General features: G+C 69.1%; 1 protein-coding gene. It reads right to left on the reverse strand.

The window, feature by feature from the left end:
- On the reverse strand, positions 1–424 hold a 424-nt coding region (pyrF, locus tag D7X55_RS46825; RefSeq protein ID WP_121725778.1), incomplete at both ends, for an orotidine-5'-phosphate decarboxylase.

Here is a 424-nt window from a genome sequence, read left to right on the forward strand (position 1 = left end):
CCGGACAGACGATCGAGAACCCGCTACCGGTCGCGGCACGGATCGGTGCAGCCTCCTGGCCCGAGGCGATCACGCCATCGACGCCCGCTGCCTGGGCGGCCAACGAGCGTTCGACCACCACGTCCACCGGCTCGCGGTCGACGCCCATCTGCGCCAGATCGGCGCGCCCCATCGAGGTCAGCACGGTCACCGCCAGCAGGCGCATGTCGCTGCTGTTGGCGGCCGCGCAGGCCTCCATCATCGCCGGGTGCCAGCCATGGATGGTGGCGTAGCTCACCGGCCACTGCGACAGGCGCTTGATCACCGCTGCAGCGGTCGCCGGGATGTCGAAGAACTTCAGGTCGGCGAACACGCGCTTGTCGCGGCGGGCCAGCTCATCCAGCACCTGGAAGTACTCGCCGGAGTCCAGCAGTTCCATGCCGAT

Source organism: Corallococcus sp. AB049A (assembly GCF_003668885.1).
In the GTDB taxonomy this organism is placed as follows: Bacteria; Myxococcota; Myxococcia; order Myxococcales; family Myxococcaceae; genus Corallococcus; species Corallococcus interemptor.